The following is a 23,488-nucleotide window of genomic DNA, read 5'->3' as shown; positions in this document are numbered from 1 at the left end:
CATGCCCGAGTTCACCATGCCTTCCCTGGGCGCCGACATGGACGAGGGAAGACTGCTGGAGTGGCTGGTCGGCGAGGGCGACACGGTGTCGAGGGGCGACGTCGTAGCAGTCGTCGAGACCTCCAAGTCCACCATCGAGGTCGAGTGCTTCGACTCGGGAACCGTCAGCCGCCTCCTGGTCACCCCGGGTACCACCGTGCCGGTCGGCGCCCCCCTGGCGGTCATCGACACGGCGGCCGAGCCAGTCGCCCCTGTCGCCGCGCGGGGCTCGTCGGTTCGGCGGGGCGAGACCGGCCCGGCTCCTCTGGGCCTCGACGCCGACTCCGTGTCGACGCCCCTGACGCGACGCCTGGCGCGGGAGAAGAACGTCAACCTGGCCACCGTGCGCGGCTCGGGCAGTGGAGGGCGCGTCACCCGCGCCGACGTGGAACGGGCGGCGTCCCGGCCGCGAGGCCGCGTCCCGGCGTCGCCGCTGGCCCGTCGGCTGGCGGAGTCGCTGGACGTGGACCTCGGCCGGGTCCGGGGAACGGGACGCCATGGTGCCATCAGGGCCGACGACGTGCGTACCGCAGCGGAGGAACGCACTGCGCGTTCCCACGCCCGCCGCCCCACAGCGGAGAAGCATCCGGGGCCGGTTCCCCCGCGGCCGGCCGGGCCCGCTATGGAGGAACCAGCCCCGCGTGCGGCGATCTCCGCTCTGATGTCGCGCGCCAACCGCGAGATACCGCACTACTACCTGTCCACGACGATCGACCTCGCGGCCGCCATGGCATGGATGCGCGACCGGAACGCGTGCAGCCCCGTGCAAGAACGCCTGGTACCCGCAGCCCTGCTTCTGAAGTCCGTCGCTCTCGCAGCACGCCAGGTACCCCAGATGAACGGCTACTGGAAGGACGACAGCTTCGCGGAGGCCGCGACCGTGCGGCTCGGCGTCGCGGTCTCGCTGCGCGGTGACGGCCTCGCGGCACCGGCGCTCGCGAACGCCGACACCATGCCCCTGCCGGAACTCATGGCGGCACTCAGGGACCTGGTCTCACGAGCCCGTGGAGGGCACCTGCGCGCCTCGGAGACGGCTGATCCCACGCTCACGGTGACGAATCTCGGCGACCAGGGAGTCGAAACCGTCTTCGGGGTGATCTACCCGCCCCAGGTGGCGCTCGTGGGCCTCGGGTGTGTCGTCGAGCGCCCCGTGGCCGTGCACGGGATGCTCACGGTGCACCCGACCGTGACAGCCACGCTCTCCGCCGACCACCGGGCGAGCGACGGCGCGACCGGCGCCCGCTTCCTGACAGCACTCGACCGACTGCTCCAACGACCGGAGGAACTGTGAACCGGGACAAGGCCCTCGAACTGATCAAACAGATCCTGACGGATGTGGTGCCCGGTGCCGACGTCTCCGCGCTCTCACCCGACGAGGACTTCCGGGCCGCACTGGAAATGGATTCGCTGGACTTCCTCAACTTCGTCGAGGGCCTGAGCGGACAAACGGGCCTTCCGCTCCCGGAGAAGGACTACCCCTCACTGACCACGCTCAGCGGCTGCGCGGACTACGTCGCATCGCGGACGTCAACCGCGTAGGTGCTGGCCGACGGTCTGGCCGGAAGTCTCAAGGCACTTCACTCGCGTCTCCGGTCGCGGCATGCCACGGAAACATGACATCCTCAGTAGAGTTCCGCCCGCCGACGGCCACGTTGCTCCGTGTCCGGACCCGTATGGGCGGCTCCGGACACGCGGGGCGGAAGGAGCCAACCGCTTCTCGCGGTTCCCGATTGTGCGGTGCGCGGCCGTGAGCCGCTTCTCCGCATCCTCGAATCAGGCTCCCTCCGCACATTTCATTGAAACACGGTTCCCGCCGTTCGGCCGGGCCGAATGGTCGCTTCCGATGCGTCAGGTCCTGGCATCGAGCGGACGCTGCCTGCGTCGGAGCGGGACGAAGCCGCGTATGCTCCGGACAATCGGCGCGGGCCCGGCCGTGCCGGCACAGGGTCGGCACGGCCGGGCCCGCAAACCGTGGCCGACACGAGCGGCGTCCACTGGGATCACGCGTCCAACGTGATCGGGCCGTCCGGAATCCATCCTTCGACATAGCTGGTCATCAGCGCACCGAGTTCCGACGGGAACACATCCCGGCTCCCGCGTTCCGTGATGGGCTACCAACGGGCAGTGGGGCGGGTGGTTTGTCTGGTCCGATCCGTTCATTGCTTACAGGTGATTCGTGCACTGGACCTTGAAGGACTGGGTACATTCGCGTGCCTGTCGGGGATGGGGGCGTGCAGGCCGAGACGACTTGCCGCTTACACGCGGGTCGCGAGGACCTGGCCCAGACCGATGCCGCCGCAGCCGCCCACGACGGACGCGTCGGCGGCCGGAGTGGTGCCCAGACGGGCCTGTCCGGATTCACACCGTCGTACGCGGCGGTCGTGCTGAGAGACGCCGACTCCCCCACCGGTCTGCCTGAGCTGTACTGAGATTGGGGGGCGGCCTGCGGTCAGGTCGGCGAGTGTGCCACGGTGAACGCATGACGTGGAACGGTGACGAGTATCAGGCCCGGTTCGACCGCATCGCCGCCGAGGGGGGAGACGTTCACGGTGAAGCCGCGCTGGTCCGCTCCTTCGAGCCCGCCACCGTCCTCGACGCGGGTTGCGGTACTGGCCGGGTGGCCATTGAGTTGGCTCTCCGTGGGATCGCCGTGGTCGGCGTGGACGTCGACGAGTCGATGCTTGCCACCGCCCGGCGCTTGGCGCCGGAGATCCGCTGGCACCAGCAGGATCTGGTCGGCCTCGACCTGGGGCTGTCGTTCGATGTCGTGGTGATGGCGGGCAACGTCCCCCTGTTCACCCCGCCGGGAACGGAACCGGCCCTGGTGGCCGGGGTAGCGGGCCACGTCCGTCCGGGCGGTCGCCTCGTTGCGGGGTTCTCCCTCGACCGCGGTTACACGCTGGACGACTATGACGCTCACTGCTGTGCGGCGGGACTCACCCTCGAAGCCAGATACGCGACCTGGTCCCGAGACCCTTATATCGGCGGAGAGTACGCCGTTTCGGTGCACCGCAGGTCCTGACCGTCCGCGGTCGAGCCGACGGTCGGCGGGGCAGTGCGCGCCGGAGGGCCTCGGCCAACTCCGCCGGACACGACGAGCAGACCCAGCGGGCCGTCAAGGGCGGGAAGGCGAAGAACGTCATCCTGCTGATCGGCGACGGCATGGGCGACTCGGAGATCACCCTCGCCCGTGACTGCACCGTGGGCGCGGCCGGTCGTCTGAACATGGACAAGTACCCGCTGACCGGCGCCTGCACGACGTACGCCGTGCACGCCGACGGCACCCCGGACTACGTCACCGACTCCGCCGCCAGCGGTACGGGCTGGGCGACCGGTATGAAGACCGTCGACGGTCGGATCTCCAAGACCCCGGGCAGCGACAAGGCCGTCCCGACCATCCTGGAGCTGGCACGGAAGGGCGGGTACGCCACCGGCTCGGTGACCACCGCCGAACTCACCGACGCCACCCCGGCCATCCTCGCCTCGCACACCACCGACCGCTCCTGCCAGGGCCCCGCCGACATGGCCAAGTGCCCCACCGACGCCCTCGCCAAGGGCGGCCCCGGCTCGATCGCCGAGCAGAGCGTCAACCACAGGGTCGACGTACTCCTCGGCGGCGGCAAGCAGCGCTTCGACCAGAAGGTGACCGACGGCAGGTACGAGGGCCTGACCGTCACCGAGCAGGCCCGGAAGCTGGGCTACCAGGTCGTCGCCGACGACCGGTCCCTGAAGGCGGCCAAGGGCGACAAGCCCGTACTGGGCCTCTTCGCGCCGGGCAACGTGCCCACCGAGTGGAGCGGCAAGCCCGCTGCGCTGGGCGGCACCGCCCCGCGGCGCTGCGTCACCGACCATCCGAACCGGCCCGCCGGCACCCCGAACCTCGCCGACCAGACCACCAAGGCCATGCAGCTCCTGGAGGCCAAGCAGAAGGGGAAGCACAGCAAGAACGGCTTCTTCCTCCAGATCGAGGGCGCCTCGATCGACAAGCAGGACCACGCGGCCGACCCGTGCGGCCAGATCGGTGAGACGGCCGCGTTCGACCGGGCCGTGAAGGTGGCGCGCGCTTACGCCACCAAGCATCCCGACACCCTGGTCGTCACCACAGCCGACCACGGCCACAGCAGCCAGATCGTGCCGCTGGAGGCCCAGCCGCCCGGCCTGTCCTCCACGCTGATCACCGACGAGGGCCAGCAGCTGAAGGTCAACTACTCGACCCCACCCGCCCGGCCAGTCGCAGGAGCACGCCGGCATCCAGGTCCGCATCGCCGCGCAGGGCCCGCAGGCGTACCGGGTCCTCGGCGTCACCGACCAGACCGAACTGTTCACGACGCTTCGCGAGGCGCTTCGGCTGCGCTGACCGGGCCGACAGACGGTGTCACGTGTACCAGTCGTCACGTGTATGTGGACCGGTCATCACGTGCACCGGGCATGACGCGTACGCGGTGAGGGGCCGTCCGGGACACCGGCGTCCCTCGCCGCCGTCTCTTCGCCGGTGCACGTAGCTCTCCGCAGGTGCGCGTGACGGTGATGCCGTGGATCCGGCAGGGCCGCGGCCTCGTCTCACTACGATGGGGTGCTCACCCGTCGGGGAGGGCGCACGGGCAGGGAGACGACGGCATGACGGATCAGGATCAGGATCAAGGTCTGGACCGGGACCGGGACCGAGGACGCGACGAGGGCGGCGGCGGGAGCGGCGGCGCGGAGTGGGGTGCGCGAGGTCGCCGTCGCGGGCAGGGAGAACTGGAGGTGCAGGTACTGTCCGCGCTGCGGGCCGCACCCGGTCCGGAGACGGCCGCCTGGGTACGGGCGTACCTGGGAGGCACGCTCGCCTATACGACGGTGATGACGATCCTGACCCGGCTGCACGCGAAGCGGGTGGTCACCCGGGAACGGGTGGGCCGCTCGTTCCTGTGGACGGCGGCCGCGGACGAGGCCGGGCTCGCCGCGCACCGCATGCGGCGGGTGCTGGACGGCGAGACGGACCGCGAGGCCGTGCTGATGAGCTTTGTGTCGGGCCTGTCCGCGCGGGACGAGGAACTTCTCCGCGCGCTTCTCAACGAGGCCCGCGAAAGCGATGCCCACGAAAGCGATGCTCACGACGACGCCCACGGCGGGGAACCGGGGGGCCGTGACGAGGACCGGGACGGCCGGGAGAACTGAAACCATGGGCGTCTTCGTCTTCCTGCCGCTCGTTCTGCCCCTGACCGCCTGGCCGATCGCACGCCTGGCGGAACTTCACCTCCATCCCCGGGCCGCCACCAGGCTCCTGTCCGCGGCGAGCGCCGTCCTCGGGTTGTGCAGCACCCTCTGCCTGGTCCTGCTCGCGATCGTCGGCACCGCCCAGCTTCCGGGGAACCCGCTGCCCGACGGCTGGTCCGACCCCGAGGTACGGGCGGCCGTGCCGCGCCACGAACTGGTCGGGAAGGCGGCCATCGGCGCCCTCGCGGTGGTGGCCGCGGCCTGTGCGGGGCTCCTCCTGCGCCACTACCGGGTGCGGCGCCATACCGAGCGGGCGCTGCGGGGGCTGCGCGCCACCCGCGTCGCCGTGCTGCCGGACGCCACACCGTACGCCCATACGCTGCCCGGCAGCGGGGGAGCGGGCCGGATCGTGGTCTCCAGGGGGATGCTGGCCGGCCTGGGCTCCCGGGAGCGCCGCGCCCTGTTCGCCCACGAGCGTGCCCACCTCGACGGGCGTCACCACCGTTTCCTCCTGGTGGCGGGGCTTGCGGCGCGGGCCAACCCGTTCCTGCGGCCGCTGCGCACGTCCGTGGCGTACACAGTGGAACGCTGGGCGGACGAGGAGGCGGCCCGCGTGGTCGGCGACCGGCGGGTGACGGCCCGCGCGGTGGGCAAGGCCGCGCTGATCTCGCCCCCGCCGCCCGCCTCGACGCTGGCGGCCTTCGCCGCTCCTGGCCCGGTGCCGCGCAGAGTGGCGGCGCTGCTCGGCCCCGCTCCGGCGGCCCGCACCTGGCCGCCCACGTTCACCGCGGTCGGCGCGGCGGCCTGGTACGCCGTGGCCGGTGCCGCCCTGTCGGCCATGTCGTCCGCGAACTCCGCGGTCACGATGATCGTGATCCTGCGGGCGGCCACACCGCTGTAGTGCCTGTCTGGTGCCTGTGTAGTGGCTGGTGGGGCCGTGGCCCGTCACCGGCGCCGCGCGTTCCCGAAGGCCGTCGGCGCCGCGCGTTCCCGAAGACCGTCAGTCCCGCGAATTCCCGAAGAGGATGCGGTAGCCGATGAGCAGGACGAGGGAGCCGCCGATCGCCGCCCCCCACGTGGGCAGGTCGAAGAGGTCCTTCTCCACGGGCCGATCAAGAAGTCGCGACGACAGCCAGCCGCCGATGAAGGCACCCGCGATGCCGATGAGAGTGGTGCCGATCAGGCCGCCCGGATCACGACCGGGCAGCAGGACCTTGGCGATGACTCCGGCGACCAGCCCGAGGATGATCCAGCTGATGATGCCCACGTTCTCGTTCCCCTCGTCGGGCCGTACCGGACGGAGCAAGTCCCGGCCGGCGACAGTGCGTTGCTTGATTGCGCAACTGTACGGACGATGGTGAAGACGCCGCCCGGGCGGCGCTGGTTGCACGGCCCTCCGGGCCGGGGCGCGACCGGTCGCCACCCGGCGTGCCAGGCTGCCAGGAGGGTTGGCTCGGCCGCCACCCCGCCAGCCCTGCTGCTGGGAGGGGCGGACCGGCTGCCGCCCCGCGCGGCCGGTCTGCCGGGAGAGAACGGGATCGCGGGCCGGGGGTGGTGCCGGACTGCCGGGAGGACGGGGCCGGGGTGCCGGACTGCCGGGAGGACGGGGCCGGGTGTCGGCAGGACGGGACCGGGTGCCCGGCGGCCTGGGCCGGGCGGGTGCTCGGGGCGCGCCCTAGACTGGGCAGGTTCGCAAGCGACCCCGCGGAAAGGGAGGGACGACGGTGGCGAAAGGCGCCGACGGCTTCGAGGACCCGCCTGCGGAGGTGCTCGCGGAGGCCGCCGCGTCCTTCGGACTGCTGGCGTCTTCGGCGCGGCTGCACATCGTATGGGCGCTGGCCCAGGGCGAGAGAGATGTCACCGGACTCGCGGAGCGGGTGGGCGGCGCGCTGCCCGCTGTCAGCCAGCACCTGACGAAGCTGAAGCTCGCGGGCCTCGTGCGCTCCCGGCGTGAGGGCCGACGCATGGTGTATTTCGTGGACGACCCCGATGTCGTGACCGTCGTACGGCTGATGGTCGGGCAGTTGGCCGCGCGTGCCGAGGGCGCGTCCGCGCCGGTGCGCGCGCCCCGCAGGACCGGTGCCTGAGACCTCCGAGGCCGAGGAGTCAGGTCGCACGGCACCCGGACCACCGGCCCCTCCGTCGTCGGCCTCCCCGGTGCCGGACGGAGCCGCCGTCATCGCCCTCGTCGTCAAGGGTGCCGTCGAGAACGTGCTGGAACGATGCGCCTTCGACGACGCCGAGCGACAGCGACTGCTCGCACTCGCCGCCGACCGGGCGGACGACGGACTGCGCCTCCTCGCCGTCGCCACCGCCGAACGCCTCGCACGCAGCGCGTGTACACGCCCGCCGACGAACGCGGCCTGACGTTCACCGGCTTCGTCGCGCTGCGCGAGGAACTCGTCCCTTCCGCCTCAGGCGCCCTGCGCGTCCTCGCCGACCGCGGCGTCACGGTCAAGGTGCTCACCGGCGAGCACCCCGGCACCGTGGCCCGGGCCTGCCGCGATCTGGGCCTCGATCCGGGCGAGGTGCGCACGGCGGACGGCATCGACCGGCTCACGGACCGGGAACTGGCCCAACTCGCCGACCGGACCACCGTCTTCGCCCGATGCACTCCCGAGCACAAGGCCCGGATCGTCACCACGCTGCGGGCCGCGGGCCACGCCACCGGCTTCCTCGGAGACGGCGTGAACGACCTGCCCGCGCTGCACGCCGCCGATGTCGGGGTCTGCCCGCGCGACGCCGTCGACGTGGTCCGGGAAGGCGCGGGCTGGTGCTCGCCGGTCACGGCAAGGACCTGACCGCGATCGACCACGCGATCACGGCGGGCCGACACAGCAGCGTCACCATCGCGACGTACCTGCGCCTCACGCTTGCCTCGAACCTCGGCAACGTCATCGCCATGCTCGCCGCCGGTCTCCTGCTGCCGTTCCTGCCGTTCCTGCCGATGCTCCCGGCCCAAGCCCTCGTCCAGAACCTCTGCTTCGACGCGGCCCAGCTCACCTTCGCCTACGACAGGGTGGCCCCGGCCGCGCTCAGGCGGCCGACCATGCTGCGGCCGCGCGACTTCCTCCGCTTCATCACCGCCTTCGGCGCACTCAACGCCTTCGCCGACCTGGCCACCTTCGCGGTGCTCGCGCTCGCCCTGCGCGGCCCGAGCGGTAGGGACGACGAGGCGCTGTTCCATTCCGGCTGGTTCACGGAGAACCTCCTCACCCAGGCCCTGGCGAGGGTGCTCCTGCGGACCGACCGCCGTGCCGCCGAGCCACGCGGTGTCACCGGGGCCCGGGCATGGGCATGGCGCCCAGGGCGTAGGAGTGATCGGCGGCACGGGTTCGGGGCCTTCGGTGGGAGGAACTGAGCGCCTCCACCTTCATGTCGCCCGGCGGGGCGTCCAGTTGGCACGGGTACGTCACCTGAAGCACCCCGGGGCGTTCGGTGACCCGCATCCGTAGCCCGTCGGCGGGGCCGCCATCGAGAATCGCGTTCTCCCAGCCTGGCATGTCGTTCGTATCCGCGGTCATAGTTTAAATTGCGCAATCCCTTAAGTTTTGGCCAGCGCGCAGCGCGCAGACCCCCCTGTGCGACCGCATGTGTGTCGCCGTAGCCGTAGCCAGCCGTAACCGTTCACGGGCTGCTTACCCGTACCCGGTAACTCCCCCCGTCCTCCTTGTCCACCACGGATATGCGTATCCCGGTCGCCCGGTCGGTGAAGGTCTGGCCGGGGCGGAAGGTGGCGTCGGAGAGTTCGGCGTGAACATTGGGCAGCCGGGTGCAGCCGCCGCTCTTCTTGGTGCTGTCCACGACCGACACCGGCCCCTGCCCGGTGTCGACGTTCGAGCTCACCTTGTAGATCAGCACGCCGGGGCGGCAGACCTCCTCGTCGTTGCCTGCCTTGGTGCGGACCTCCACCGCGTAGCCGGACTCGGCGCTCGACGGCACGAACGCCAGCTTCGTACCGCCCCGGGTGCCCAGTGGTTCGAGCACGTGGTCGCTGGTGCCGGATCCGGCGACGCAGTCGACCTGGCTGTTGTCGAGCCAGCCGAGCTTCCACTTGTGCCAGCCCAGCAGGTCGTTGTCGGCCCCCCAGTCCTCGGACATGATGTCCCAGTGTCCGACCGCCCCGCCGCCCTCCATGGTGTACAGGTCGGGGAGGCCGAAGACATGGCCGTTCTCGTGCGGCAGGACGCGGAATCCGGTCCGTTCGTAGGACCCCGAGCCGTCGTCCTGGCGGCTGTAGATGAAGGACGTGTTGGCGAGCGGGACACCGTCCGCGTGCGGGGCGTTGGCGTTGCTGGCGAAGGTCACGGACAGGACCGTTTCGAGCGCGGGCGGACCGGCGTTCGGTGTGACCAGGACGTTGACCAGGTCGTACGCGCTGAAGTTCACGCTCGGGTCGGCGGCGGCGACGATGTCCTGGACGAGGTGGCGGTATCCCGGCTCGTAGGGTGCCCCCCGGCCTATTCCGTACTCGGCGAACGGCAGCGGCATCCGCAGCCAGGTCTTCACGGGTGCGTCGGGAATGTAGGTGAGCCGCCCGTACGAAGCGGTCCGGAACCAGGCGACGGTCTGCGGGAAGAACTCCGCGAACCGGTCCATCGCAGGTTCGGCGCCCCGCGCGTCAGGAAAGTCGATCATCAGGTTGAGAGCGCGGACCTTGCCCGTGGAACGGGCGTACCCCTGCGGGGTCGGCATGCCCTCCGACATCTGCACGCCCATGGTCGCCGGTATCCGGCAGGCGGCTATGTCCGCCGCCCGGGGCTCGGCCACCGGACCGGCCGAGGCCGGGCTGGGTATCGGAAGGCTGCTGCTGCCCGAGGCGACTGCGGCGATGACCAGGGCCGTTGCCGAGGTGAGCGCGATCGGGCGATGCCCGCGTATCCGGTGGCGGGGACGTTCCATAGAGGCGCCTCCGGGTCCGCGGCAGCCGGCCGGACCCGACTGCGCTCTTCGATCAGCCTGTGACGGGAGCCGCGGCACCGCTCGCTGAGTGGGCCGATCGGCTGGTTTTCCGGCTAGGAGGTGTGCTTCGGGTCACGGCGCACTGAGGAGTGGGCATCGCCTCCCTGTTTGACCTGTGCCTCCTGAAACGGGGAGACGTTCCCCGGTGGCGGGAGTGGGGGCAAAGAAGCCGCAGGGCAAAGAAGCCGCGGCGCAAGGAACACGCGGCGCAAGGAACACGGGGACGAGGAACACGGGGACGAGGAAGGGCGGCGGCCGATGAACGCATCGGAGTGCTGGGCCCGATGCTCTTGGGCGGCTTCGACAAGGACCACCCGGAACTGCTCACCGAGCGCCGACGCCTCGAAGGCGCCGTCGAGGGGCTCGTGGCGCGCGCCATGTCCGCCGGGCGCCTGCACCCCGACATCGCCGTCGGCATGCTGCTGACGCGACTGGGCTCAACGCAGCCAGGGCAGGTCCGCGTCCACGTCCTCCGGCTGCAGTCCGGTGGCGATGACCTGCATGATCTCGCCGAGCGCACGCGCCTGTTCGGGCGTGAGCCGGTCGAACATCGCCTGCCGGACGGCGTCGACATGGCCCGGCGCGGACCGGGTGAGCATCTCGTGGCCCTGGTCGGTCAGGACCGCGTTCTGGCCGCGCTTGTCGGACGGACAGTCCTCGCGGCGCACCCAGCCGTTGTTCTCCAACCGCGCGACGGCGTGCGAGAGCCGCGAGCGGGTGATCTTGGCGTCCTTGGCCAGTTCGGTCATCCGCTTCCGGTGGCGCGGCGCCTGGGAGAGCTGGACGAGCAGCCCGTAATAGATGTGCGGCATGCCGGCGTCGCGCTGCAACTGGCGGTCGAGGTGGTCCTCAAGAAGGGTGGTGGCGTGGAGATACGCACGCCACGTGCTCTGCTCTTCGTCCGAGAGCCAGCGCGGTTCGCCGGGGTGTGCCGTGGTCATGTACTCCACTGTAGCTTTTCTTGAAAGTTTAACTAGATGAAGCTAAGGTCTCGACAGGTGTGAGCTTGAACGTTAAAGAATCCTGCCTCCTCAAAGGGACCTCTGGAAGGCATGCCTTGAGCAGTAGCGGATGGAGAGTGCCATGACCGTCATCGCGGAGCGGATGCCCGCCCTCTACCTCTCCCACGGTGCGCCACCGCTGGCCGACGACCCGGTCTGGCCCGGCGAACTGGCGGCCTGGTCGGCCGGATTGCCCCGGCCTCGCGCGATCCTGATGGTCTCCGCGCACTGGGAGGAGGCGCCGCTCGCCCTCGGTGCCACGGAGACGGTCCCGCTCGTCTACGACTTCTGGGGCTTCCCGGAGCGCTACTACCAGGTGCGGTACGTCGCCCCGGGCGCGCCGGAACTGGCGGAGGACGTGCGCAAGCTGCTGCGACGCGCCGGTACGCCGGTCCAGGACATGCCCGACCGCGGGCTCGACCATGGCGCGTACGTACCGCTGGTCGAGATGTTCCCGGACGCCGACATCCCCGTGCTCCAGGTCTCGATGCCGACGCTGGACCCGCGCAAGCTGATGGACATCGGGCGCAGACTGGCGCCCCTGCGCGACCAGGGTGTCCTGATCGTCGGTAGCGGCTTCTTCACCCACAACCTCGCCGCGCTACGCCACGCGGGCGGCGTCCCCGGCTGGTCGGCGGAGTTCGACGACTGGGGGGACCGTGCGCTCCGGGCGCAGGACATCGACGCGCTGCTGGACTTCGAGCACAAGTCCCCGGCCGGGCAGTTGGCGCACCCGCGCACCGAGCACTTCGCGCCCCTCTTCGTGACGCTGGGCGCCGCGGAGAGCGAGCTGGACGGGGGTCGCAGCGTCATCGACGGGTTCTGGATGGGGCTCGCGAAGCGCTCGGTGCAGTTCGGCTGAGGACGTGGGGGGCTGTAGGGGTCGTGAGGAGGGTGGCGGTCGTGGGCGGGTTCGGGCCGGGGCGGGGTCGGGGGTTCGGTCGGGGTGTACGCGGCGGTGACTCGGTGACCGCGGCGCTCGCCGCCCAGGCTGCCTCCAGGCTCGGTCCCCACGGCGTGCAGGGGAACGCGGGCAGGTGCGCAGCACGGCATTGGGTGCGGTCGCGGCGGGCGCGAGCGTGATCGGTTCGCCGGACCCGTACCCGTACCCGTACGCGGCGCAGCGGTGGGTTCGCGGCCCGCACCAGCTCCTCCGGGCAATCTCGCACGTGCGTGCGAACCTGGGGTGGAAGGCGGCCCTGAGGCATGGCCCAGGATCGAGGGGGCGCGACGAGGCGAGCCTGGCCATGCGGGCATCCCGAGCAACCAGAAGGTGGAACGGGCCGTCTTCCGGATGGGCCGGATGGGCCGGATGGGCCGGATGGGCCGGATAGGCCAGATAGGCCGGATGGGAACGAAACAGCAGCAGCCTCTGTTCGGGTGTGAAAAGGGCCGCATCGAATGTGACCGCGGTCTCACGTACGTAAGAGTTGGAGATGTCCGTGAGTGTCGCCGGATCGTCTTCCAGACCGGGTCTGACCTGCGCTTCTTTTTGATCGTCCGGCATGCTCGCGACCCTCGCGGCGGACAGGGTACTGCATGATCCCGAAATGGATGCCAGGCATGGGAATTCTGTCCGGATTCCAGTCGTTGTTTCCATTGGATGCAGGGCACCCGAGAGGGTGTCGCGACCTACTCAGCAAGGGAGCTCGCATGGCAACCCGTGCCGTCGCCCGTCGTTCGTCCTCCACCGGTGGGGCCAACCGGGCAAGCAGTGTTCGCGCGGCGGGCGGAGAGATCGCCGATCGCGACCTGGTCGGCATGTACCTGGACGAGATCGCGCGTACGCCGCTGCTCGACGCCGCCAGGGAGGTCGAGCTGTCCCAGGCCGTCGAGGCCGGTGTCTACGCCCGGCAGATACTCGACGGCGGGGTGGAGAGCGAAGCCGGCGGGGCGACGCGCGAGGAGTTGGAGGCGCTGGTCGCCGAGGGTGAGCGGGCCAAGGACATATTCATCCGTTCCAACCTCCGCCTGGTGGTCGCCGTCGCCCGCCGCTATCCGCGGGCCGGGCTGCCCCTGCTCGACCTGATCCAGGAGGGGAACGCGGGCCTTGTGCGTGCGGTCGAGAAGTTCGACTACGCCAAGGGCTTCAAGTTCTCCACGTACGCGACGTGGTGGATCCGCCAGGCCATCACTCGTTCCATAGCCGACCAGTCCCGCACGATCCGGCTCCCCGTCCACCTGGTGGAGGAGCTCGGCCGGATCCGCCGCGTGCAGCGCGAATTCAACCGCGAGCACGGGCGTGAGCCGGAGCACGCGGAGATAGCCGCGGAGCTGGACTCCACGCCAGAGCGCGTGAGCGATGTCCTGGACTGGGCCCGTGACCCGGTCAGCCTCAACATGTCCGTGGACGACGAGGGCGAGACGCAGTTCGGTGATCTGCTGGAGGACACCTCCGCGGTATCGCCCGAGCAGTCGGTCATGACGCTGCTGCGCAGCGAGGAACTGGAGGATCTGATCGGCAAGCTCGATCACCGCACCGCCTCCATCATCCGCATGCGGTACGGCATCGAGGACGGCCGCGAGCGGACGCTCACGGAGGTGGGTAAGCAGCACGGCCTGACCCGCGAGCGGATCCGCCAGATCGAGAAGCACGCGTTGCTCGAACTGAAGCGAATGGCCCGCGACACGGGTTTTGACGCCGCGGCGTGAACGGTTGTCCAGTAACCTCCGGAACAGGTCGTTTCGCGCGCACCCGACGTCGCCTCGCGCGACGCCTCGGTTCCTGCCTCGCGTGACGTCCTGAGCGTCGCTCCGTGCGACGCCCCCCGAGCTGAGCCCCGGCGCCCACCCCCCCCCTGGCGCCGGGGCTCATTCTTCCTTTCCTTTCCTTCCTTTGCTTCGGCTGGCCGGGCTGTTCGAGCTGTTCGGGTTGGCCCGGCCGCTCCGGTTGCTCTGGCGCTCTCTGCGCTCTCTGCGCTCTCCGGGCTTTCCTCGGTCGTCGCGGGCCTTATGGGTATGACGGGCATCGCGGGCATCGCGGGCATCACGGCTGTCTCTGTTGCGCTGTCTCTGTTGTCGTGGGTGCGGCGGTGACCGTCGCGGCGTGTGTGGCGCGGTTCAGCCGGGCGCTCAGATCGCCCAGGTATGTCACCAGTGCCGCAGGTTCATGCACGGTGAACTCGCAGTCGGCCAGGGCTAGTCGGAGTGCCACCCACTCCAGCGAGTCCGTCAGCGTCGCTCGCAGTCGGCACCCGTTCCCGGCGGTCGGCTCCAGCGGGCGGAACGAGGCTGGCAGCCGGGCTGCCACGAACTCCGCCGGGGCCCCGAAGCTCACCTCGACCGCCAGCTCCGGCTGCCGCCTGGTGATGGAGCCGCTGAGGAATTCCGCCGCGTCCCCCGTCGGCAGCTCGCGCGGGGCGAACCGGGCTCCGGTCGCGAACGGCTCGCTGACCCGGTCGACCCGGAACGTACGCCAGTCCGCGCGCCCCACGTCGTATGCGACGAGGTACCAGCGCCACCCCGCGCTCACCAACCGGTAGGGCTCGGCCTCGCGTCGCGTCTCGGCGCCGTCGCCCGCGCGGTAGGCGAACCGGAGCCGTTCCCGCCCGGTGACCGCCGACGCCATCACGGTCAGCGTGCGCGGATCGATCGTCGAGCCGTCGCCGCGGGTCAGCGGCACCGTGGCGTTCTGCAGGGTCGAGACCCGGTGCCGCAGCCGTGAGGGCAGCACCTGTTCCAGCTTCGCCAGCGCCCGTACGGACGCCTCGTCGACCCCCTCGATGGCGTGCCCGGCACCCGCCCGCAGACCCACCGCGATGGCCACGGCCTCCTCGTCGTCGAGCAGCAGCGGCGGCATGGCGGTGCCCGCGACCAGGCGGTAGCCGCCGACCGAACCGCGCGTCGCTTCGACCGGATAGCCGAGCTCGCGAAGGCGGTCGATGTCGCGGCGGATGGTGCGCGGGCTGACGGCGAGCCGCTCGGCGAGTTCGCTGCCCGGCCACTCGCGAGGCGTCTGGAGGAGCGACAGCAGATTCAGCAGTCGTGCCGGAGTGCTGGTCATGGGCTCATCCTCGTGTCGGAGTTCGGTCCGGGACAGTCGGTCACCTGATCAGGATGGCCACTCATTGGGTCAATAGCTGACCTAATAGGCACCTAGCTTCTTCCCATGCCTTCTTCCGCAACACCGCCGACCCCGGCGTCCGGTCCCTCGGCCGCTCCGGCGTCCGCGGCCTCGGCCGTTCCGGGCTCTCCGGCTTCTCTGGATTCTCCGCGCTCCCCGGATTCCCCGGATTCCCCGGATTCCCCGGATTCCCCGGATTCCCCGGATTCCCCGGATTCCCCGCACTCCCTGGGCTCTCCGAACGCTCAGGTCGCTCAGGTCGCTCCGGCCCCGTCCAGTACTTCGATCGCGCCCAGTACTTCGATCGCGCCCAGCACTTCGGTCCCTCCGGCCTCGTCGAGTGCTCCGGCCTCGTCGGATCGGCGACGCTGGTTCGCGCTTGCCATCGTGATGACCGCAGCCTTCATGGACCTGGTCGACGTCACGATCGTCAACGTCGCCATCCCGAGCATCCGGCAAGACACCGGTGCCTCGTTCAGCTCGATCCAGTGGATCACCGCCGGATACTCCCTGGCCTTCGCAGCCGGGCTGATCACCGGCGGCCGACTGGGCGACATACATGGCCGCAAGCGGCTGTTCCTCATCGGCATCGGCGGTTTCACGCTGGCCTCCGCGCTGTGTGGCTTCGCCGTGAGCCCGGAAATGCTGGTCGTCTCGCGCCTCCTCCAGGGCGGCACCGCCGCGCTGATGGTCCCGCAGGTGCTGTCGCTCGTGCACGCCACCTTTCCGGCACACGAACGCGGCAAGGTCTTCGGTCTCTTCGGCGCGATCGTCGGGCTCGGTGCGATCACGGGGCCGCTGCTGGGCGCGCTGCTCACCCAGTGGAACATCGCCGGCCTCGAATGGCGACCGATCTTCCTGATCAATCTGCCGGTCGGTGTCGCCGCCCTGGTCCTGGGCAACAGGTTCATCACCGAGTCCAAGGCGCCGAAGGCGCTCCGGCTCGATCTGGTCGGTGTCGTCCTCGTCACGTTGGGGATGCTGATGCTGATCTACCCGCTGACCCGTGGGCGGGAGCTGGGCTGGCCGTTGTGGGGCCATCTGTCGATGGTCGGCAGTCTGCTGGTGTTCCTGACGTTGGTGCTGTTCGAGCGGGCGAAGGCGCGCAAGGGTGGTTCGCCGCTGGTCGAGCTCTCGCTGTTCCGGTTCAAGAGCTTCGCGGCCGGTATCGCCGTGCAGCTGACTTTCGGTATCGGGCTCGGCATCTTCTTCCTGGTCTGGACGCTGTACATGCAGATGGGCCTCGGCTGGAGCGCGCTGCGGGCGGGGCTGACCGGTGTCCCGTTCTCGATCGCCGTCTCGTGCGCCGCCGGGATCTCCGTACAGAAGCTGGTGCCCCGGTTCGGCCGCAAGGTCCTCCAGGCGGGCGCGCTGCTGATGATCGCCGGTCTGCTGCTTTACGTAGTGGAGTCCGAACGGTACGGGATGGGCATCACGTCCTGGCAGATGGTGCCGCCGCTGGTGGTCATGGGCCTCGGCATGGGTTTGATCGTCGCCCCGCTGACGGATGCGGTGCTGTCCGAGGTGCCGAGGGAGCACTCCGGTTCGGCCTCCGGCCTCATCAGCACCGTTCAGCAGATGGGCAACGCGCTCGGGCTCGGGCTGGTCGCGGTCGTCTTCTTCGGGGCGATGGGGGACCGGTTGGCTCCGCAGGAGGTGGGACCGGCCTTCGCGGAGGCGTTCCGGCACTCGCTGTGGTGGGTGATCGGCGTGCTCGCGTTGATCGTCCTGGTGATGTTCGCGCTGCCCGCGCGCCCGAAGCAGCACCTGGAAGGCGGCGGCGATGAGGTCGAAGGCGGCGGTGACGGGACCATGGACGACGACGTCGTGGACGGTGGCTTCGTGGGCCGGGAAGTCGTCGGCGGGGGAGCTGTGGACCGCGCCGCCGACCCGGCCGTGCCGGGCACGCCCGGGACCGGTGCTGGTAGCGGAGCCCGCGCCGACGCCGACACCGGAGCCCGGACCGATGCCGGTGCCGCGCCCGGGACCGGTGATGCGCCGGGGGCCGACGCCGCGTCGGGCAGGAAGCCCGCGCTGCTGCCGTGAGGTCGTGAAGCCGTGAGAGAGGCCCTGGAACTGTGGGACCGGATGGTGCGCGCGCCCTACAGGGTGCGCGCACCATCCCGTGTGTCTCGTCCGGCTTCGGAGGCTTGTCTGGGGCAGCGGGCTCGTCCGGGCCCGGCGGCTCGTCCGGGGCTGGGAGCCGGGGGATTCCACGAGGCGTTCGGGCCCATGGCGGCGGGCTCGGGCCTCCTGTCCCTCCGTCCTCCTGTCGCCCCAGTCCTCTTGTTTCCAGTCCTCCTGTTTCCCTGTTCCGTCAGCAGATGCGCGTGCGGCTCTCCATGGCGCCACGCGCGGTGTCCTCGTCGGTGTACACCTCGCACATGTGGCGGCCATCGGGTGTCGCCGTGTGTTCGACCTCCCACAGGCTCGTCTCGCTGCCGTCCAGGAGGAGGAAGGCGTGTTCGTACAACGTGAACCCCGCGTTCCGCCCGTCCACTTGGCACTGGCGGCCGAAGACCTGGGTGATGTGGTGGGCGAAGGCGGCACGCAGCAGCCGGGCAGTCTCCTCGCCCGGGCCGTCGCTGTTCTCCGCGCGGCGCAGCACGCGGCGGGCGTGGTCGGCGGAGTTGTCCGGGGCGTACGTCCGGGGCATAGGGGCCGGGGAAGCCGCCATCAGGACCGTGAGCGTGTCCAGATCGACCTGCGGACCGTCGTCCCCGAACAACGGGACCTCCCCCAACGGGACGTCCCCGAGACCGTCGGCCAGCCGGGCGGCGGCGACCCGGGCATCGGCCTCGTCGTCGTACAACTCGTGGTGCCGGAACTCGGTTTCCGTCCGGGACCGCGGGTCCTTCGCGTCGCACGGACCGCTGTGCACCAGCTCCCACAAGGAGACTGTGGTGCCGTCGGACAGCAGATACGTGTGCCGGTAGGTCTCCCGGTGGAGCACGGAACTGTGGTGCGAGGAGTGCAGTGAACTGCTGTGGGCGAGCGCGGTACCGAGTCTCTCGACCGTACTGTCGGGCAGGTCGAAAGAGTTGAGTGCCCGTCGCAGGAGTCGCTCGAGGTGTTGCTCGGTTGTCTCGTACGGATCGCTCAAGGTGCTGTCTCCAGGCCGTTGCCGCGTGTTACTTGGTGCGTGCTTAACGTAGTCCCTGGGTCGGACATCGTGACCGGGGTTCAGGAAAACGATTGGCGCGCGGGGATGGTTCCTGATGGTTCGTCCGAACTTCCCTTCCCCAGAGGGGAGTCGGGGCCGGGCGCATGTGCGACGACGGCGGACGCGCCGCGACGGACATGCGGGACGGCCATGGGACGGCGGACGCGGGGCGGGCGGACGCGGGGCGGCGGACCCGGGGCGGCCACGAGGCGGTCGTCCGGCGGTCATACGGGCGGCCGGGGCCTGCCGTAGAGATCGGCGTACGAGGGATGGCCGGTGCCACGGTGGCGACCCATGGTCCCCCGCGCCGCCCGGACGGCCTTCACGACGGCCCGCGTCAGACAGTCCGCGCCGGCCGCCAGCAGGTCGTTGAGGGCGACGGGGTTCTGCGGGTCCAGCGGCCGGGCGCCGGTGGCCAGCGCGAAGACAGTGTCCCCGTCGGTCAGCAGGTGTACGGGGCGTATGGCGCGAGCCAGCCCGTCGTGCGCCGTACCCGCCAGCTTCTGCGCCTGGGCCCGGGTGAGCTCGGCGTCCGTGCCGACGACCGCGAGCGTGGTGTTGAGCGGAGGAGCCGCATCGGCCTCCCGAGTCTCGGCCAGGCGCCGTAGCGCTGCGCGGTGGACCTCGGGCGCGGGGATCAGCGGCGGAACGTCGGCGCCGTACTCTCCGTACAGCACACCCGTACGCGGATCGACCACCGAACCCGCGGCGTTCACCACGACGAGCGCGCCCACCGTGATCCCGGACCCCAACCGCACGCTCGCCGTGCCCACTCCGCCCTTGAGCTGCCCGGCGACCGCGCCCGTACCGGCGCCGACGCCCCCTTCGAGGACCGGCGCCCCCGGCTCGGTACCGGCCGCGTCCTCCACCGCCGCGCGCCCGGTCGAGGCGTCCGGGCGGGCCCGCCAGTCGCCTCCCCGCCCCAGATCGAAGAGGCACGCGGCCGGTACCACCGGCACCACCTGTGCCGGATCAGGGCCTACGCGCACCCCGCGTCCCCGTTCCTCGAGCCAGGCCATTACGCCGGACGCCGCGTCCAGCCCGAACGCGCTGCCTCCCGTCAGGACGACGGCGTCGACGCGTTGCACCAGATTGCGCGGATCGAGCGCGTCCGTCTCCCGGGTGCCGGGACCGCCGCCGCGCACGTCGACGGCCGCGATCGCGCCACCCTCGGGGGCGAGGACGACCGTGGTGCCGCTCAGCGCGCCCGCGCCCGCCACCCGTGCATGGCCGACGCGCAGCCCGGCGACATCGGTCAGCGCGTCGAGCGGCCCGCTACTGGCAGGCCCGCTTTCGCCCGGTCCGATTCCTACGGGCCCGGTCTCGACCGGGCCGGTCTCGAAGACGTTGGTCCCCGCCGGGCCGGTCGGGGCGGTGCCCGGCAGCCGGGGGCCGGCGGCCGTGGTTTCCCGTCGCTCCTGTGGATCTTCCCTCGTCACCGCACGCTCCTTGTTCTCGGCCAGACCGATAGTCCCCTGATGGTCCCCTGCCCCCGTCGCTCCACACCCGCCCACCGCCTCGTCCACTGCCCGCCCGCCGCCTTGTTCGGATGCCGTCAAACTCACACGCGTGCTCACGCGTGCTCACGCGTGCTCACGTGTATTGACGCGTAACCACTCGCCCCGCCGGAGCGGCCCACCTGGACCACAACTCTCCCGCGACCACGGTTGTCGCCGCCACCAGCACCGCCGCGAGCGCCGCCCAGGCCCCGGTAAACGTGCAGGCCAGGACCGCCAGCGCGGCCACGGGGAGGGACAACTGCTCCGCGAGATCACGCTTGAAGTGACGGGTGTGCAGGTCCCACACCGCCTGGAGGAAGATCGCGGCCGGTACGGTGACCGCGTCGACGGCCAGGCATGCGTCTCTGCCTGCCGGGACTGCGACTCGCGCAGGGGCAAGTCGGTGATCCACCTCGACTACCCCGACCTCGACTACCCCGACCTCGACTACCCCGACGAGGGCAGGTTCGTCGCCTCCCTTCCCACGGTCTGCATGCACTGCGAGGATCCCGTCGCCCCGTGCGCCGAGGTCTGCCCCGCCGACGCGACCTGGTGACCTCCGACGCTCCTCGGCCTGTGGCGGCTCGACCCGGAGGATCGCTGACCACCGCCGTACCCTGGAGACATGAGCACCGCCCCCGCCCCCGGCCCGCGCGATTCGAAGCCGTCGCAGCCGGATCAGCCGAAACCGAGACCGAGGCCGGCTCTGGTCTTCGACGATCCGTTGGATCAGCAGTCCGCGGACGATACGGACCGAGGTTGGGGTGAGCGGGCCCCGGCCGGTGGCAGCGCCGCCGATCTGGCGCGCTTCCTGGAAGAGAAGCCGCCCCACCACGTCTGAGCCCCCCGCTCGGGCGTGGACCGGCGACGCTGCCGCTGGTGCTTCTGCCGTGCGGCACGCTACCGGCTCTGATTCCCGTCGGAATCCTCGCCATGAGCCCCGCCCGTCGGCCTGCCGCGCTGCGAGACGAGGGCGTCGCGGATCTCCTTCAGGACCCTCCAGTTCGCTCACCTCCGGCGTTTCCTGCACACCCTCCTTCGCCGCCTGCATGGCTGCTCGCCTGGCCAGGTACTTGGCCATGGGCAACACCATCAGGAAGTAGACGGCCGCCGCGGTGAGGTGATCAAGAAGCTGAGGGTGGCGCTCAGCACCGAACCCCACAGGATCCGGATGCCTTGACGGCCTCGCCCGTCTTCGAGTCCGTGACACGGGCCCTTTGGGGCAGGAGCTGTAGCTCTCCAGGTCCTTGGTGCCGAACGCGCCGACCAGTGGGTTGATGACCCCCTTGGTGACCGAGTTCACGATCTGGGTGAACGCTGCACCGATGACCACGGCGACCGCCAGGTCGATCACATTGCCACGCAGCAGGAAGGCTTTGAACCCTTCCAGCATGCCGCCTTCTTCTTCTCGCTCACGGGTGAGCCTTCCTTCGCGTGTGCCGTCGATGGGGCAGACTCCTCCGAAATTCACGACAGTACGCACAAGAAACACCCGATTGGCGTCTTTAGTCCGGCTGTGGTGTCGATGATCCGCGCGAATCAGCACAGGATCACCGCCAGCCTGGTCGAGATTCCGGCGCCAGCCAGCGACGCGGCCGTGCCCCGGGGGACGGACAGCACGACCAACGCACCGTCCTCCGCGAGACCTTCGGCCGGTCCTTGTGGCACGTCCGCCACGAGCGCGCCCTTCGCCAGGACCCGGGCCCCGTCTCGGCCTCCGGCTTCGGCTCCGTCCCCGTCTCTGCCGGCGGCGATGACATCGACGCGGTCCCCCGGTCGTAACAGCCGCACCGCCCCCGCGTCCGCGATCCGCACCGGAGCGGACACCAGCGGCGCCGGCCTGCGTACTCGCTCCGTCGCGGTCCCTGCCGTGCCTACCGCGCCCGTTCCTACGCCGTGCGCGGCTTCGCCGCCCATGTCGCCTCCGCCCAGTCCCGTCGCCGCCAACGCGGCAGCTGTCACGGCGAGCCCGGCGGCCATGGTGCGACGTTGCCGCCACAACATCCGTCGCAGTCGATACGCAGCGCCTCCGCCCACCCGCAACGGCTCGAACGCGGGCACGCCGCAGGGCGGGGGAGCGGACGCCGGAGCCCCCGGAACGGGAGCGGCCGGGGAAACCTGGGACGGCGTGAGCGGTCCGGAGGACGAAGCTGTTGCGAACGGCCCGGACGGCCTGGACGAGGCGGATGACCGTAGCAACGTGGATGGCTCGGTCGGCCTGGACGGCCCGGCGGAGGCCGCCGACCCGAGCGAGGTGGATGACCTGAGCCGTGAGGACGACGAGGACGGCCCGGGCGATGAGGGCGATGCGGACGACCCGAGCGAAGGCCAGGGATGGAGGGCCTGGGGTGCCGGGAGATTCCGTGACGAGGGGAACGACGACGGGAACGAGGACGGAAACGATGAGGGGAACGACGAAGGCGACGACGAGGGGAGTGACGAAGGCGACGAGGACGGGAACGACGACCGGAACGAGGATCGGGACATGGCCAGCACCACCTGCTGTGAGGAGTTTCGGACGAGCACCCCTCACGATCCACAGTCCGCGGACTTCTCGCTGAGGCATGTGGACAGCCCTGGCGTTGTGGACAACTCGGTCCCCCACACGCGCCGCGACAGTCACACCGCGCCGCCCCCGGTCACCTCAACCCCGCCTGCCCACCCACCCCGCTACGGAAGATGCGAGCGGCTACCTGGCGCAAGAGCAGCTACCGGGTTTATTCGCAGTGCACCGGGCTTCAGTCCGGTGGTGAAGCGAATCTGAGAACTGTTCTGAGCTCAGCTGTGTGCATGGGTCTGCACTGTTGGCCTCAGCCCGGGTCAGAGCGGCCGGTTCTGCTGCTCGATGTACTGCTTGACGGTGCTGAGGGGCGTGCCGCCGAGGGACCTGGCGAAGTAGGACTCGGACCACAGGCTTGCGCGCGCCGGTAGTGGCGGGCGAGGTCGGGGAGCTCCTGGCGGAGTCTGCGTGAGGAGACGCCCTTGAGGGAGTTCACCAGCCTGGACACGGCGACCTTCGGAGGGAAGTTCACGCGTAGGTGGACGTGGTTGGCCTCGCCGTTGAACTCGACCAGCTCGGCCTCGAAGTCCTCGCACACGCTCCGCGTGATCTCTTCGCACCGCGTCAGGTGCCGGTCGGCGAAGACGGAGTGCCGGTACTTGGTCACGAAAACCACATGGACGTGAAGGCGGAAGACGCAGTGACTGTTTATCGTGATTGGCGTGCAGCTTCGGTACAGCTTCCGCCTGTACCCGAGCGCCGGTCAGCGCACGGCGTTGGCGCGGGCGTTCGGGTGCGCGCGGGTGGTCTGCAACGACGCCCTCAGGGCGCGGGAGACCGCCCGCAGCCAGGGGCTGCCCTTCCCGAAGACCGGCGACCTGTCCAAGGCGCTGATCACCGGTGCGAAGAACACCCCGGAGCGGGCCTGGCTCGGCGAGGTCTGCGCTGTCGTGTTGCAGCAGTCCCTGCGGGACCTGGATGCGGCGTACCGGAACTTCTTCGACGGCCTGAAGGGCAAGCGCCCCCGCATGGGCGCGCCCCGGTACAAGTCACGGAAGGACA

22 protein-coding genes and 6 pseudogenes are annotated in these 23,488 nt (G+C 70.5%); 17 read left to right on the top strand and 11 right to left on the bottom strand.

What is annotated here, in order from left to right:
* Window position 1 precedes the first annotated feature (1 nt).
* From ACGF2V_RS14500 to ACGF2V_RS14470, 7 genes and pseudogenes are all read left to right on the top strand, one after another.
* Window positions 2–1,330, top strand: coding sequence for a dihydrolipoamide acetyltransferase family protein (locus ACGF2V_RS14500; protein ID WP_362706257.1), 1,329 nt, complete (start codon window positions 2–4; stop codon window positions 1,328–1,330).
* A complete protein-coding gene (locus ACGF2V_RS14495) occupies window positions 1,327–1,578 on the top strand; it encodes an acyl carrier protein (protein WP_362626214.1) in 252 nt (83 codons plus the stop codon). The genes ACGF2V_RS14500 and ACGF2V_RS14495 overlap by 4 nt, the downstream gene beginning before the upstream one ends.
* A gap of 671 nt (window positions 1,579–2,249) precedes the next feature.
* The gene (locus tag ACGF2V_RS14490; RefSeq protein WP_392912130.1) at window positions 2,250–2,468 is read left to right on the top strand and encodes a hypothetical protein; all 219 of its coding nucleotides are present in this window, start codon (window positions 2,250–2,252) and stop codon (window positions 2,466–2,468) included.
* A gap of 50 nt (window positions 2,469–2,518) precedes the next feature.
* Window positions 2,519–3,061: a class I SAM-dependent methyltransferase gene (locus ACGF2V_RS14485; RefSeq protein WP_362626208.1), complete on the top strand. Its 543-nt coding sequence runs from the start codon at window positions 2,519–2,521 to the stop codon at window positions 3,059–3,061.
* Window positions 3,058–4,396, top strand: a pseudogene (locus tag ACGF2V_RS14480) (alkaline phosphatase). The gene ACGF2V_RS14485 and the pseudogene ACGF2V_RS14480 overlap by 4 nt, the downstream one beginning before the upstream one ends.
* 260 nt (window positions 4,397–4,656) lie before the next feature.
* On the top strand, window positions 4,657–5,199 hold the full coding sequence (locus ACGF2V_RS14475; RefSeq protein WP_362706262.1) for a BlaI/MecI/CopY family transcriptional regulator: 543 nt from the start codon (window positions 4,657–4,659) through the stop codon (window positions 5,197–5,199).
* A gap of 4 nt (window positions 5,200–5,203) precedes the next feature.
* Entirely contained in the window at window positions 5,204–6,139 is a 936-nt protein-coding gene (locus ACGF2V_RS14470; protein WP_362626205.1) for a M56 family metallopeptidase, read from the top strand.
* A gap of 99 nt (window positions 6,140–6,238) precedes the next feature.
* On the opposite strand, the gene ACGF2V_RS14465 is transcribed toward ACGF2V_RS14470, so the two are convergent.
* Window positions 6,239–6,505, bottom strand: coding sequence for a GlsB/YeaQ/YmgE family stress response membrane protein (locus ACGF2V_RS14465; RefSeq protein ID WP_362626202.1), 267 nt, complete (start codon window positions 6,503–6,505; stop codon window positions 6,239–6,241).
* 457 nt (window positions 6,506–6,962) lie between these two features.
* Between ACGF2V_RS14465 and ACGF2V_RS14460 the strand changes: the two genes are divergently transcribed.
* Together ACGF2V_RS14460 and ACGF2V_RS14455 are read left to right on the top strand one after the other, a co-directional pair.
* A complete protein-coding gene (locus tag ACGF2V_RS14460; RefSeq protein WP_362706265.1) occupies window positions 6,963–7,325 on the top strand; it encodes a metalloregulator ArsR/SmtB family transcription factor in 363 nt (120 codons plus the stop codon).
* 88 nt (window positions 7,326–7,413) lie between these two features.
* A pseudogene (locus ACGF2V_RS14455) lies at window positions 7,414–8,536 on the top strand (HAD-IC family P-type ATPase); the annotation flags it as partial.
* Window positions 8,537–8,865: 329 nt separating this feature from the next.
* Here ACGF2V_RS14455 and ACGF2V_RS14450 read toward each other — a convergent pair.
* On the bottom strand, window positions 8,866–10,140 hold the full coding sequence (locus ACGF2V_RS14450; protein ID WP_362626196.1) for a M6 family metalloprotease domain-containing protein: 1,275 nt from the start codon (window positions 10,138–10,140) through the stop codon (window positions 8,866–8,868).
* 308 nt (window positions 10,141–10,448) lie between these two features.
* On the opposite strand from ACGF2V_RS14450, the pseudogene ACGF2V_RS14445 reads away from it, so the two are divergent.
* A pseudogene (locus ACGF2V_RS14445) lies at window positions 10,449–10,649 on the top strand (TetR/AcrR family transcriptional regulator); the annotation flags it as partial.
* Here ACGF2V_RS14445 and ACGF2V_RS14440 read toward each other — a convergent pair.
* Window positions 10,638–11,150, bottom strand: coding sequence for a MarR family transcriptional regulator (locus ACGF2V_RS14440; RefSeq protein ID WP_362706267.1), 513 nt, complete (start codon window positions 11,148–11,150; stop codon window positions 10,638–10,640). The pseudogene ACGF2V_RS14445 and the gene ACGF2V_RS14440 overlap by 12 nt on opposite strands.
* Before the next feature lie 133 nt (window positions 11,151–11,283).
* Between ACGF2V_RS14440 and ACGF2V_RS14435 the strand changes: the two genes are divergently transcribed.
* Together ACGF2V_RS14435 and ACGF2V_RS14430 are read left to right on the top strand one after the other, a co-directional pair.
* Window positions 11,284–12,063: a class III extradiol ring-cleavage dioxygenase gene (locus ACGF2V_RS14435; RefSeq protein WP_362706270.1), complete on the top strand. Its 780-nt coding sequence runs from the start codon at window positions 11,284–11,286 to the stop codon at window positions 12,061–12,063.
* A gap of 791 nt (window positions 12,064–12,854) precedes the next feature.
* Window positions 12,855–13,853, top strand: a complete 999-nt coding sequence (locus tag ACGF2V_RS14430) for a sigma-70 family RNA polymerase sigma factor (protein WP_362626187.1) — start codon at window positions 12,855–12,857, stop codon at window positions 13,851–13,853.
* 334 nt (window positions 13,854–14,187) lie between these two features.
* On the opposite strand, the gene ACGF2V_RS14425 is transcribed toward ACGF2V_RS14430, so the two are convergent.
* Window positions 14,188–15,204, bottom strand: a complete 1,017-nt coding sequence (locus ACGF2V_RS14425) for a YafY family protein (RefSeq protein ID WP_362626184.1) — start codon at window positions 15,202–15,204, stop codon at window positions 14,188–14,190.
* Window positions 15,205–15,518: 314 nt separating this feature from the next.
* Window positions 15,519–15,650 carry a hypothetical protein gene (locus ACGF2V_RS14420; protein ID WP_362626182.1) on the bottom strand — a complete coding sequence of 44 codons (132 nt, stop codon included), beginning with the start codon at window positions 15,648–15,650 and terminating at the stop codon, window positions 15,519–15,521.
* Window positions 15,651–15,654: 4 nt separating this feature from the next.
* Here ACGF2V_RS14420 and ACGF2V_RS14415 point away from each other — a divergent pair, with 4 nt between their 5' ends.
* Window positions 15,655–17,310 (top strand): DHA2 family efflux MFS transporter permease subunit, encoded by a 1,656-nt coding sequence (locus ACGF2V_RS14415; protein ID WP_362626303.1) that lies wholly within the window; start codon window positions 15,655–15,657, stop codon window positions 17,308–17,310.
* A 271-nt stretch (window positions 17,311–17,581) separates the two neighbouring features.
* On the opposite strand, the gene ACGF2V_RS14410 is transcribed toward ACGF2V_RS14415, so the two are convergent.
* The 3 genes from ACGF2V_RS14410 to ACGF2V_RS14400 form a co-directional block, all read right to left on the bottom strand.
* Window positions 17,582–18,367, bottom strand: a complete 786-nt coding sequence (locus tag ACGF2V_RS14410; RefSeq protein WP_362626179.1) for a DUF6227 family protein — start codon at window positions 18,365–18,367, stop codon at window positions 17,582–17,584.
* 284 nt (window positions 18,368–18,651) lie between these two features.
* Window positions 18,652–19,734, bottom strand: a complete 1,083-nt coding sequence (locus ACGF2V_RS14405; protein WP_362706291.1) for a P1 family peptidase — start codon at window positions 19,732–19,734, stop codon at window positions 18,652–18,654.
* A 286-nt stretch (window positions 19,735–20,020) separates the two neighbouring features.
* Window positions 20,021–20,338, bottom strand: coding sequence for a hypothetical protein (locus tag ACGF2V_RS14400; protein ID WP_362706297.1), 318 nt, complete (start codon window positions 20,336–20,338; stop codon window positions 20,021–20,023).
* Between ACGF2V_RS14400 and ACGF2V_RS14395 the strand changes: the two are divergent.
* Both ACGF2V_RS14395 and ACGF2V_RS14390 read left to right on the top strand, forming a co-directional pair.
* Window positions 20,237–20,473 (top strand): annotated as a pseudogene (locus ACGF2V_RS14395) (hypothetical protein); the annotation flags it as partial. The gene ACGF2V_RS14400 and the pseudogene ACGF2V_RS14395 sit on opposite strands and share 102 nt — an antisense overlap.
* A gap of 78 nt (window positions 20,474–20,551) precedes the next feature.
* Window positions 20,552–20,767 (top strand): hypothetical protein, encoded by a 216-nt coding sequence (locus ACGF2V_RS14390; RefSeq protein ID WP_362706272.1) that lies wholly within the window; start codon window positions 20,552–20,554, stop codon window positions 20,765–20,767.
* Between the two features lie 258 nt (window positions 20,768–21,025).
* On the opposite strand, the pseudogene ACGF2V_RS14385 reads toward ACGF2V_RS14390, so the two are convergent.
* Window positions 21,026–21,319 (bottom strand): annotated as a pseudogene (locus ACGF2V_RS14385) (MscL family protein); the annotation flags it as partial.
* A gap of 146 nt (window positions 21,320–21,465) precedes the next feature.
* Window positions 21,466–21,906 (bottom strand): hypothetical protein, encoded by a 441-nt coding sequence (locus ACGF2V_RS14380; RefSeq protein WP_392912117.1) that lies wholly within the window; start codon window positions 21,904–21,906, stop codon window positions 21,466–21,468.
* Between the two features lie 148 nt (window positions 21,907–22,054).
* Between ACGF2V_RS14380 and ACGF2V_RS14375 the strand changes: the two genes are divergently transcribed.
* On the top strand, window positions 22,055–22,690 hold the full coding sequence (locus tag ACGF2V_RS14375) for a hypothetical protein (protein ID WP_362626172.1): 636 nt from the start codon (window positions 22,055–22,057) through the stop codon (window positions 22,688–22,690).
* A gap of 56 nt (window positions 22,691–22,746) precedes the next feature.
* Here ACGF2V_RS14375 and tnpA read toward each other — a convergent pair.
* Window positions 22,747–23,165, bottom strand: a pseudogene (gene tnpA, locus ACGF2V_RS14370) (IS200/IS605 family transposase).
* Between tnpA and ACGF2V_RS14365 the strand changes: the two are divergent.
* On the top strand, window positions 23,149–23,488 hold a 340-nt coding region (locus ACGF2V_RS14365; protein ID WP_392912114.1), incomplete at its 3' end, for a helix-turn-helix domain-containing protein. The pseudogene tnpA and the gene ACGF2V_RS14365 sit on opposite strands and share 17 nt — an antisense overlap.

The organism is Streptomyces sp. NPDC047982 (assembly GCF_043204165.1).
Taxonomy (GTDB): domain Bacteria; phylum Actinomycetota; class Actinomycetes; order Streptomycetales; family Streptomycetaceae; genus Streptomyces.
Note: the sequence above shows the minus strand (reverse complement) of the source record. Positions and strands in the feature narration are given on the sequence as shown.

What these genes read in the sequence shown, in the direction of transcription:
- ACGF2V_RS14500 (WP_362706257.1), top strand. Translation starts at nt 2, where the DNA reads ATGCCCGAGTTCACCATGCCTTCCCTGGGCGCCGACATGGACGAGGGA.
- ACGF2V_RS14485 (WP_362626208.1), top strand. Translation starts at nt 2,519, where the DNA reads ATGACGTGGAACGGTGACGAGTATCAGGCCCGGTTCGACCGCATCGCC.
- ACGF2V_RS14475 (WP_362706262.1), top strand. Translation starts at nt 4,657, where the DNA reads ATGACGGATCAGGATCAGGATCAAGGTCTGGACCGGGACCGGGACCGA.
- ACGF2V_RS14470 (WP_362626205.1), top strand. Translation starts at nt 5,204, where the DNA reads ATGGGCGTCTTCGTCTTCCTGCCGCTCGTTCTGCCCCTGACCGCCTGG.
- ACGF2V_RS14450 (WP_362626196.1), bottom strand. Translation starts at nt 10,140, where the DNA reads ATGGAACGTCCCCGCCACCGGATACGCGGGCATCGCCCGATCGCGCTC.
- ACGF2V_RS14435 (WP_362706270.1), top strand. Translation starts at nt 11,284, where the DNA reads ATGACCGTCATCGCGGAGCGGATGCCCGCCCTCTACCTCTCCCACGGT.
- ACGF2V_RS14430 (WP_362626187.1), top strand. Translation starts at nt 12,855, where the DNA reads ATGGCAACCCGTGCCGTCGCCCGTCGTTCGTCCTCCACCGGTGGGGCC.
- ACGF2V_RS14425 (WP_362626184.1), bottom strand. Translation starts at nt 15,204, where the DNA reads ATGACCAGCACTCCGGCACGACTGCTGAATCTGCTGTCGCTCCTCCAG.
- ACGF2V_RS14420 (WP_362626182.1), bottom strand. Translation starts at nt 15,650, where the DNA reads ATGGCAAGCGCGAACCAGCGTCGCCGATCCGACGAGGCCGGAGCACTC.
- ACGF2V_RS14415 (WP_362626303.1), top strand. Translation starts at nt 15,655, where the DNA reads ATGACCGCAGCCTTCATGGACCTGGTCGACGTCACGATCGTCAACGTC.
- ACGF2V_RS14390 (WP_362706272.1), top strand. Translation starts at nt 20,552, where the DNA reads ATGAGCACCGCCCCCGCCCCCGGCCCGCGCGATTCGAAGCCGTCGCAG.
- ACGF2V_RS14380 (WP_392912117.1), bottom strand. Translation starts at nt 21,906, where the DNA reads ATGGCCGCCGGGCTCGCCGTGACAGCTGCCGCGTTGGCGGCGACGGGA.